Annotated in this window: 10 protein-coding genes, 2 tRNA genes and 1 pseudogene; 8 read left to right on the top strand and 5 right to left on the bottom strand. The window is 62.5% G+C overall.

All coding sequences use genetic code 11. The features are described 5' to 3' along the window. Positions 1-72: 72 nt before the first annotated feature. From GC148_RS08020 to cpdR, 3 genes are all read right to left on the bottom strand, one after another. Positions 73-1,125: a site-specific integrase gene (locus GC148_RS08020; protein ID WP_291070146.1), complete on the bottom strand. Its 1,053-nt coding sequence runs from the start codon at positions 1,123-1,125 to the stop codon at positions 73-75. A 105-nt stretch (positions 1,126-1,230) separates the two neighbouring features. Beyond that, positions 1,231-1,305 (bottom strand) — tRNA-Val (locus GC148_RS08015). A gap of 98 nt (positions 1,306-1,403) precedes the next feature. Then, positions 1,404-1,763 carry a cell cycle two-component system response regulator CpdR gene (gene cpdR / locus GC148_RS08010; protein WP_291039089.1) on the bottom strand — a complete coding sequence of 120 codons (360 nt, stop codon included), beginning with the start codon at positions 1,761-1,763 and terminating at the stop codon, positions 1,404-1,406. Between the two features lie 155 nt (positions 1,764-1,918). Between cpdR and GC148_RS08005 the strand changes: the two genes are divergently transcribed. The 3 genes from GC148_RS08005 (at position 1,919) to hisN (ending at position 4,372) form a co-directional block, all read left to right on the top strand. Beyond that, a complete protein-coding gene (locus tag GC148_RS08005; protein WP_291070145.1) occupies positions 1,919-2,821 on the top strand; it encodes an N-formylglutamate amidohydrolase in 903 nt (300 codons plus the stop codon). A gap of 303 nt (positions 2,822-3,124) precedes the next feature. Then, positions 3,125-3,523, top strand: coding sequence for a helix-turn-helix transcriptional regulator (locus GC148_RS08000; RefSeq protein WP_291070144.1), 399 nt, complete (start codon positions 3,125-3,127; stop codon positions 3,521-3,523). Between the two features lie 33 nt (positions 3,524-3,556). Further along, the gene (gene hisN, locus GC148_RS07995; RefSeq protein ID WP_291070143.1) at positions 3,557-4,372 is read left to right on the top strand and encodes a histidinol-phosphatase; all 816 of its coding nucleotides are present in this window, start codon (positions 3,557-3,559) and stop codon (positions 4,370-4,372) included. A 79-nt stretch (positions 4,373-4,451) separates the two neighbouring features. Here hisN and GC148_RS07990 read toward each other — a convergent pair whose 3' ends face one another. Further along, positions 4,452-5,480, bottom strand: coding sequence for a TraB/GumN family protein (locus GC148_RS07990; RefSeq protein ID WP_291070142.1), 1,029 nt, complete (start codon positions 5,478-5,480; stop codon positions 4,452-4,454). A gap of 143 nt (positions 5,481-5,623) precedes the next feature. Between GC148_RS07990 and GC148_RS07985 the strand changes: the two genes are divergently transcribed. After that, positions 5,624-5,700, top strand: a tRNA-Arg gene (locus GC148_RS07985). A 101-nt stretch (positions 5,701-5,801) separates the two neighbouring features. On the opposite strand, the gene GC148_RS07980 is transcribed toward GC148_RS07985, so the two are convergent. Further along, on the bottom strand, positions 5,802-6,257 hold the full coding sequence (locus GC148_RS07980) for a hypothetical protein (RefSeq protein WP_291070141.1): 456 nt from the start codon (positions 6,255-6,257) through the stop codon (positions 5,802-5,804). Between the two features lie 99 nt (positions 6,258-6,356). Between GC148_RS07980 and GC148_RS15930 the strand changes: the two genes are divergently transcribed. The 4 genes and pseudogenes from GC148_RS15930 to GC148_RS07965 form a co-directional block, all read left to right on the top strand. Next, on the top strand, positions 6,357-6,587 hold the full coding sequence (locus GC148_RS15930) for a helix-turn-helix transcriptional regulator (protein WP_366063410.1): 231 nt from the start codon (positions 6,357-6,359) through the stop codon (positions 6,585-6,587). A gap of 515 nt (positions 6,588-7,102) precedes the next feature. After that, complete coding sequence (locus tag GC148_RS07975) at positions 7,103-7,393, top strand: helix-turn-helix transcriptional regulator (RefSeq protein ID WP_291070140.1); 291 nt, start codon at positions 7,103-7,105, stop codon at positions 7,391-7,393. After that, positions 7,390-8,709: a type II toxin-antitoxin system HipA family toxin gene (locus GC148_RS07970; RefSeq protein ID WP_291070139.1), complete on the top strand. Its 1,320-nt coding sequence runs from the start codon at positions 7,390-7,392 to the stop codon at positions 8,707-8,709. Before GC148_RS07975 ends, GC148_RS07970 begins: the two co-directional genes overlap by 4 nt. A gap of 54 nt (positions 8,710-8,763) precedes the next feature. Further along, positions 8,764-9,245 (top strand): annotated as a pseudogene (locus GC148_RS07965) (nucleotidyl transferase AbiEii/AbiGii toxin family protein); the annotation flags it as partial. Positions 9,246-9,486 lie beyond the last annotated feature (241 nt).

Genomic DNA, 9,486 nt, shown 5'->3' with positions numbered 1-9,486 from the left:
GCCTGAGCGCCTTGCCGCCCGCTGGCCCAGGCCGGTTCCACTCGTTTGAAAAGTTGCACCGGCCTGGGCCAGCTACCACCGCGCAGGTGGGGTCAATTTTGCACGCCGATAGGGGGTCAATTTTGCGCGCCGATTGACACCCAAGCAACCCGAGTCTGATGCGGAGAAGTGGACATGAGCATATCGCGCTAGCATCCGGAAATCCCGGTGACCGCTGATCGAGGCAACCTCAGGCATCGATAAGCCGCGCTCAAACAGCCGAGAAACGGCCTCATGCCGGAGATCGTGAAAGTGAAGGTCCTCGAGCTCCGCGGCTGCAACCGTTCGCGTCCAGGTCAGCTTGAATGCATCGGACGACACATTGAACAGAAGGCTATCGGGATGCAGCCGGTCCAGACTCGCAATCTGCTCACGAGCCACAGCCGATAGAGGGATCGTGCGAGGCACCCCTGTCTTGGTCTCGGGGATGTGCAAGCTCCTCATCCCTTCCCCCAGATGGCACCGCTTGGCAGCGAGGATCTCTCCTCGGCGCATAGCCGTCTCAACGGCCAGGACGATGATTGGCTTCAGATAGGTCACTCGTCGGTCCTCAGCAGCAGCCAGCAGCCGCTCGTACTCACCGTCCCGCAGGCGGCGAGTCCGCGGCCTATTGTTCTGAGGCTTGCGGACGCGCTTAAGGGGGTTCTCGATTAGAGGGAGACCCCATTCCGACAACGCGATCTCATACATGTGCTGGAGCGGCGAAAATTCACGGTTGAGTCCGGACGCGGAGATGTTCCTAAGCCGCTCGTCCCGGTACTTTGCAAAGTCCGCGGCGGTGACCTGAGAGAGGGGACGCTTCGCCAAGCGGTGCCGGAGGAAGGCGTTCAAGAGCGTCCGCTCGACATCCCTACTCTTCTTGAACTCGCAGACCTCGTCCCGGTAGCGAACCACAAGCTCACCAAGCGTAATGCGATCCAGGATCCGAGGGTCGTGTTTGAGGCATCGTCGGTCCGCCTCGACCTCCATCTCGCGTCCCCAGGCTTCCGCATCGGCGCGTTTGATGAAGCTGCGGGTGACGTTTGGAGCGTGCTGGCGTCTGATCTGGACCTGCCAGCGATCGCCGCGCTTTCTGATGTTAGCCATCTGTCTGAACTCACTCGTTGTGACGTGGGTGTGACAGACTGATTTTTCTGGGAGTGTTCAGGTCCCCGCCGAGTCCAAATCCCCTATGAAATTAGGAGCTTCGAATGGTGGGCGGTACAAGGTTCGAACTTGTGACCCCTACGATGTCAACGTAGTGCTCTACCACTGAGCTAACCGCCCGCTCGGCGACGGCCGGAGCGGCCATGCGTTGCGAAGGGTGCGTATTGGACAATCCGGCGTGCGGCGTCAAGCGGGCTTTCGCCGCGCAGGGGGCGGTTTCAGGCCGCCATCACCTTGTCCACTTCCTCCACGATTTCGCGCAGGTGGAAGGGTTTGGATAGCACCTTGGCCCCGGCGGGGGTCGGCGCGCCGGACGAGAGCGCCACAGCGGCGAAACCGGTGATGAAAACGATCTTCATGGCCGGGTCCAGTTCGGCGCCGCGGCGGGCCAGTTCGATCCCGTCCAGGCCCGGCATCACGATATCGGTGAGCAGCAGGTCGAAAACTTCGCGCTCCAGCGCCTGCAGGGCGCCTTCGCCATCCGCATAATCCTGCACGTCATGCCCCGCACGGCGCAGGGCCGCCGCGAGGAAGCCGCGCATCGAATCATCGTCTTCCGCGAGCAGGATCTTGGTCACGTATTCCTCTTGGGCAGCGACTCAGTGCCGATTAGCGCATAAAGGCGAATGAAGGTAAATCAGTCGTGAACAGACCCCGATCCGGCGGGCCAATCTTTACACGTCGGGGCACGAAACCCCTTGACCTTGCTACCGGTTCTCAAACCATTAGCAGAATGCGCGAGACCTACCCCGCCCTGCGACTGGACCCTGTGGCCGAGCCGCCCCCGGCCGGATTGGAGGCGCCTTTCGAGTTCACCGAGGCCCAGCCCTTGGCCGCGCCGGTCCTCTTCGCCAGCCCGCATTCCGGTTCACTCTACCCTGCCGACATGCAGGCCGCGCTCTGCGTGCCCCTGATCGACGTGCGCCGTACCGAAGATGCCTTCGTGGATGAGCTGTTTGCAGCCGCCCCGTCCCTCGGCGCGGGCCTGCTGGCCGCACGGTACGGCCGGTCCGTCGTTGACCTCAACCGCGATCCCAACGAACTCGACGCCTCGATGTTCCAGGACGGCCCGCCCCGGCCCTGCGGCCTGCCCACGGTCCGTGTCGAGGCCGGCCTCGGCTGCCTGCCCCGGGTCGGCGCCCGCGGTGAGGCCATCTATGGCCGCCTCCTGTCGCGCGCCGAGGGCGAAGAACGCCTGTCCCGGGTCCATGACGCCTATCACGACCACCTCGCCAGCACCCTGGACGCCCTGCGGCGCGATCATGGCCATGCCCTGCTGATCGACTGCCATTCGATGCCCTCGGTCCAGCCCGGGCGACGAAACCTGACCGACATCGTGCTCGGCGACCGGTTCGGATCGAGCGCAGATCCGCGGCTAATGGCCCGGGTCGAGCGCAGTTTCCGGGCAAACGGCTTCTCGGTGGCCCGAAATGCGCCCTATGCGGGCGGCTATACGACCCGCCGCTATGGCCGCCCCCGCCGGGGCACCCACGCCCTGCAGATCGAGATCAACCGCAGTCTCTACATGGATGAGCACCGGATTACCCGGGCCTCCGGCTTTTCCGCCCTGAAAGACGCCCTGCAGCACGTGATGACGGACATTATCGACGCCGCGCGCCTGCTGCCGCGCACCTGAACGCTCCGTTCCGTCTGAAGGCTGCACCGGCCACCTGCCCCCCCTCCCCGAAAAAAAGGGCCGCGCCCGTGGGCGCGGCCGAAGTCAAAGGGAGGAAACGCCAGAGGCGTTGCACCGAAGTGCAAGACCAACTTATGTTGCGATGCACAATACGCCAAGTGAATAACTGACGCACCCTCCTCCTGCCCGCGCCTTGCCCGCATTTCGGGCAGATTTCAGCGTCCGGCACGCCAATTGCGTAGAAATCGCGCGAAATTCCAATTTTGGGACTGATACCGGTCCCAAGCCAATCGGAGAGGGAACATGGCTGACGAAACTGATCTGCACGTAGGCAAGCGGCTGCGCCGCCGCCGGCGCCTCCTGGGGATGACCCAGCAGGAACTGGCCGGACAAGTGGGTGTGCGATTCCAGCAAATCCAGAAATATGAATGCGGCGCCAACCGCATCACCGCCTCGCGCCTGTTCGACCTGTCGCGGGCCCTGAACGTGTCCGTGCAATACTTCTTCGACGGCATGGCCACCGCCAACCCGATGCCCAACGCGGCCAACGACGCTGAGCAGATGGAAGGCGATATCCTCTCCCAGAAGGAAACCCTGGAACTCGTCCGTGCCTATTACCGGCTTGGCGAACGCCCCCGCAAACGCCTCCTCGAGCTGGCAAAAGCCTTCGAGCAGGACGGCACCAACTCCGGCGCTGCTTGACCTTCCTCAACCGGCGGGGCATCGCCTCGCCGGATGACCCAATCCCGATCCCTCGAACCTGATCTGGTCTTTGCCGCCCGGCTTGCAGACGCAGCCTGGGCGGCAATTCGTGTCCATTTCCGCCAGCTGGACGGCGTCGACGACAAGTCCGGCGCCGGGGACACCGCCGCCTTCGATCCCGTCACCGAAGCCGACCGCGCCGCCGAAGCCGCGATGCGCGACCTGGTCGCTGCCGAACGGCCCGGCGACGGCGTCACCGGCGAGGAGTTCGACGACACCCCCTCCTCAACCGGCTACCGCTGGTATTTCGATCCCATCGACGGCACCCGCGCTTTCGTCGCTGGCCTGCCGGTTTGGACTACGCTGATCGCCCTTGTCGATCCGGACGGCGTGCCGGTTATCGGGGTCATTGACCAGCCGGTCGTCGGCGAGCGCTATCTCGGCTGGCCCGGCGGCGCCCGCCTCGATACGCACACGGGCAGCCATCCGATCCGCGTGTCGGACTGCGAGGACCTCCGCCGCGCCACCATCGCGACCACCGACCCCTTCATCTTCACGCCGTCCGAACAAGGCGCGTGGAACCATCTGCGCGCCACCGCCCGCATCACCCGTTACGGCCTCGACGCCTATGGCTATGCCCGCGTCGCGGCCGGCACGATCGACCTTGTGGCGGAATCCGGCCTCAAGAGCTGGGATGTGGCGGCGCTGATCCCGGTCGTGCGCGGCGCAGGCGGACTTGCCACCGACTGGCGCGGCAACACCCCGAAACTCGGCGGCCAGATCGTTTGCACCTCCAGCCAGGCCGTGCTCGACCAGGCATTGCTTGCCCTCAAACGCGCCGCCGATTGACCCGGGCCCGCCTCCGAACCGTCCACAAGTCGCCCTCTCCGTGTAGACAGTTTCCGGACGGGGCCGGTGCCGGCTTTTGCTACGGCCCCGCCACCTCATAACCTTCAGCGCGTAGCATCGCGATCACGCTGTCTTCGCCGGCGAGGTGACCGGCGCCGACCGCGATGAGGCGGGTGCCCGGCTCGTCCAGCATGCCGGCGATCAGGGGCGCCCAGCGGGCATTTCGGTTCTTCAGAAGCGCGTCATAGGCCGCGTCTGACCCGAACGAGTCCGGCGACGCCAGCAGGGCGGCGAGGCCAACCGTGTCGCCGTCCGCCCATTCGGACACCAGGAGGTCGAGTGTTTCGGTCCCCTCCTTCATCCCCTCGGCCGTCTGCATCAGGAATTCGATCTGCGCGCAGTTATCGAGCCCCGCAAATTCGCCGAGCTGCTGGTCAACCGTCTCGAGGTAATCGAAGGCCGCACCCCGGGCCTTGGCTTCCGCCTCGATCTTCATCTCCACGCCCGAGGACGGATCAAACCCTTCCTGCGTCATCTGGATGACCGACAGGTTGATCGCCGCATACCAGGGCCGCATCGGCTGCACCGCCGCCAGGGGCAGGTCGACTTCCGCCAGCGCTTCGTTCAGCAGCGCCACCTCGCCTTCTGTCAGCAGGCTGGTCAGCTGCGTGCCGTCCCCGAACATGCCTTGCGTCGAGAAGAACTTCATCAGGTCGCGGCCGGCCTCGGGGCTGGTCGTATCGGCCTCGAACACAATCGTGTCGGCCGAATCGATCGCGGCGTCGACCTCCGGCGTGCGCCAGTCCACATCCGGCCGCAACATGTGCACCGTGCCCATCAGATAGAGCGTCGTGTCCTCGTCCTTCAGCGTCCAGAGCGCCGGATGCCCGCCGCCCCGGCTGGCCTCGGCCACCGCAATGACGCGCGCTTCGGCCGCTTCCATTTCGGCGCGCACCACGTCCGGATCGGCCGGGCGCTCGCAGCCCCCCGGAGCATCCGCCGCCGCGGGCACGTCGGCCGGCGCGGCCTTCTGCTCGCCGGAACATGCGGGCACGGTCAGCAGGGCAAAGGCGGCCAGCGTCGCGGGGATCATCGGATTCAGGCGCATGGGACCTCGGACAGACGGAACGGGAGCGTTTGGACGCAACCTAGCGGTTCGTCGCGCCGCGTCCATGGTCTGACACACTCTGCGCCGCGCGCAAACGCGGTTGCACCCCTCGCCGCCTTCGCCTAAACACCGGCTCTGGCGAGGCACCCATAGCTCAGCTGGATAGAGTGTTGCCCTCCGAAGGCAAAGGTCAGAGGTTCGAATCCTCTTGGGTGCGCCATTCCTGTTTGGTCCAACCCGGAAACATAGGTAACAGAATGTTCCGGAGAGATAGGTTACGGTTTCGCTCCGAACGGATATTCGATCGTATCTTTGCTGTGTTTATTTGCCCGGAACCTGCATGACCATTTCTAGGTCTCTTATGACGCTTTGAATGAGTTGATGTGTGGCCTTGCTCTCGTGGCGGTCAATGTTTGCAAGCGCGACGGAAAGCTTGGAAACAACCCCGTTGGTGGTCGCTGCGGCCACGGCGGGCAAGGCTACAAGCGCTTTCTGATTTTGTTCATAAAGCACAAGGAGGCGAGCATTTATGGCGTCCAGTTCGCGGGCCCCTGAAAGCGACGCGCGTTCCCGTTTGTTCAGCTTGAACAAGTCATGCTCATGGATGAGGCGAGTCTCCAACCTCTGCCATCGTCTGATGAGCTTTTCGTGTTCTGCATGTCGAGTGAGCCACGCCGAACATATTTCAGCAGCTTCGTCGGCCGCCCGCGCATCAAAGTCAGCTGCTTGCGAATGGCCGCGCTGGACAATTGCTTGGCGACGAGACTTGCCTGACATCCACATCCTCCTGACGATAAGTGGTCGGAATAAGCTGCGGCCTTAAAATACATACTATAGTACATAACACTAAAGTATGTAAATGGCTAGCCTCTCAGCATGGATATGCGAAGGCTGGTAGGCCGTAATTTTGCGCGGCTTCGTCGCGAAAAGCGCCTCACCCAGGAGGAAGTCGAGGCGCGTTCAGGTTTCAGCCAGCAGTATTTGAGTGGCTTGGAGCAAGGCAAACGGAATCCGACAGTCGTGACGCTATATGAACTCGCTCAGGCTATCGGAGTCTCGCATGTTGATCTGGTGGTGCCGGATGATCAGTGCCGACCTAAGAAATAGGAACAGGCAAGAAACGGCGACTTAGTTCTTTGAAACAGTTATTACAAACTGGTACCGATTTTCACCTTCATCGGTGCGCCATTCGACAAAGGCCCATTCCGGACACATAGGTCACAAAACGTTCCGGAGAAGCTGGTTACACTTTCGCCCCGAACGGATTGTCTACCGTCTGTAGCGTCCTGGCCTCGAGATCAACGTATCCGAGATCGTATTGCATGAACGAGACGAGCCAGATGCCGTCATCGACTTCCTTCATCCCGAGGCGCGCCCTGGCTGACGAAGGCTTCTGACCTCATACTTGAACCATGGCTTGTAGCCGAACGAGCTCTTTCACAGACAAGCATGATCGTGCGCTTGGCGAGCGGCGTAGGAACTGGCCTCGATTTTATCGTTTTAGATAAATTATCCTTCATTATGCGCCCGCTTGGATCTATTTTACTGTTTTAGATAAAATATGTTGCCTTGAGGCTGATTAAGCCGTAAATTTATCGAATTAGATAAACCGGATAATCGGGATGACTTACGACACAGACAAGGACCACCTCATCAACACCGGAGGCAGAATCCGCGCAGCCCGCGAGGCGCGCGGCCTGAACCTACATGAGCTCGCCCGTCTCAGCGGCATCAGCGCATCAGCGCTGTCACTGATCGAAACCGGCCAGCGTGATCTGCGCCTCACCACCCTCTACAGGGTCGCCGCCGCCCTGCGGGTCAGCGCGGGCGACCTGCTTGAGGACCGGGAAGACGACGTCCTGCAGCCTACAGCCATAAGGCCCGGCGGGTATGATCTGGGTGACTACACATGAGCCAAGCTGTGCCGGTATGGTTTGACTCGCTGCACGTTGGCGATGTCACGGTTGCGGAGGACGGCGCGCTCGGCTTTGCCTATACGTCTGCATGGCTAGCCACCCAGGGCGCCTTCCCCTTGTCCCTCACCCTGCCTCTCCGGCAGGCGCCCTACCCTTCTGATGTAATTTCCCCCTGGCTCGCCAATCTTCTTCCCGAAGAAGAGCAGCTGTCCATCCTGACACGCTCCCTGGGACTCGACCGCTCTGACACGCTCGCCATCCTTAATGAGATCGGCGGGGACACGGCCGGCGCGCTCTCCTTCGGCGCGCCCTGCGAGCGCGCGGCGTGGACTTATACCCCGCTCACGGAGTTCTACCAGGAAGCCGATCCCGAAGCCGCTCTGGAACGACACTTCGATGACCTGCAGCAGCGTCCCTTTCTAGTCGGGGAGGACGGCGTCCGGCTCTCCCTCGCAGGCGGGCAGAAGAAATCGGCGCTCGCCGTGCTCGACGCCAGCGGCACGCCTGTTCTGAGGGTGCCTGCCGACGGTGACGTTCTCGCTGTCCCGCGCCACGGCGCGCCCTCCACCCTTATCCTGAAACCGGACAATCCGATCCTGCCGGGAATTGTCGAGAACGAGACTTACTGCCTGCGCCTCGCGCAGGCGGTCGGCATCCCTGCGGCGGAAGCGTCGATCCTTCCTGCAGGCAAGCGGAAAGCAATCTGCGTGCTACGCTATGACCGGCGCATCGGCCGGTCGGGCGCGCTGCAGAGGGTACATCAGGAAGATTTCGCCCAAGCAAATGGTATTCCGCCCGGACGAAAATATGAGCGCGGCACAAGGCCAGGACCGGATCTGGCAACCCTGCTGCGTACAGGCCGGCACCTGCCACCAACGGATGCCCTGTCATTGCTCGATCAGACGATCTTCAACATACTCGCCGCCAACACCGACGCCCACGCAAAAAATTACTCCCTCCTTCTGCCGGTAGGGTCAGAGCCGCGTCTCGCGCCGCTCTACGATGTCTCCACCGTCCTCACCTGGCCGAATGTCGTTCAGTACTTCGCGCAGAATATCGCCGGGAAGCGACGCAAGCCGAGCGACTTGGGCGCGCATCATTGGGACGCCATCGCGGTGACAGTCAGTTACCGCCCGGCCGATGTCCGCGAACGGGTGCGGGAAATTGTGGACCAGTGTGTCGCCCAGAGAGCCGGGGTAACCAAGGCCGTAAAGGCGCTGCCCGGGAGCGCTGCCGGTTACGTTGAACAAGCCGCTGGCTGTGTCGAGGAGAACGCACTGCGCATCGCCGGACGGCTCCGGAAGGCTAGGTAGATCCTGGGCGTCATTTGGCCCGCATCGGGGGAAAGCCATCGGGCGGCCTTTCGGGTCGTCTCATTCGGCGGCGTGCGGATCAATCTGAGGATTGATATCGGCTTTGGTGATGCCCTCGAGCCCGGGCCGAAGCCATTGACAATCCTGTCCTGCTCGACCTCCCCGCACCCAGATTGCGCGCTCATGCGCGCCAGACGTTCATCGCCGAGACGTTCCAGGCGATGGTGGCGCTGGGCCGGGCGAACAGCCGGATAAAAGACTTCTACGACATCTGGATGCTCAGCCGGTCGTTCAGCTTCGAGGGTGGCAGGCTTGCGCAGACCATCGCGTCGATCTTTGCCCGCAGGGAGACAGCGATCCCGGCAGAGCGGCCCGACGCGCTGAGACCTGCATTTGCGGCGGACGACCAGAAGCAGCAGCAGTGGCGCGCATTCATCGAAGACTTGCCACGGGCTCCAGGCGAGTTCGCCGAAGTCCTTGAAGGCATCGCCGCTGAACGCGTCAGACCGAAACCTTGGACGATGGTTCGTAACTGATCGATCTCTTTCACAGATGCGCACGAACGTGCACTTCGTAGATGAAACAGACATGCTTTAGCATCAGTGCTTGCCACCCGCGAGGCGCCGATGCGAAGGGGTTATGCATGGTAGGGCCGGCGCCGGCATTGAACCGGCGGCGAACTTTGACAAGAACAGCCAGCGGGGCCAGCAAAATCTTGGGACCAAGAAGACCCGTTAGGAGCAGGATGGTTTGTGTCGCCATCTAAAGAGCACGCAA

It is taken from the genome of Hyphomonas sp., from assembly GCF_016125515.1.
In the GTDB taxonomy this organism is placed as follows: Bacteria; Pseudomonadota; Alphaproteobacteria; order Caulobacterales; family Hyphomonadaceae; genus Hyphomonas.
The sequence above is the reverse complement of the archived record's forward strand: the minus strand, read 5'-3'. Positions and strand labels throughout refer to the sequence as shown.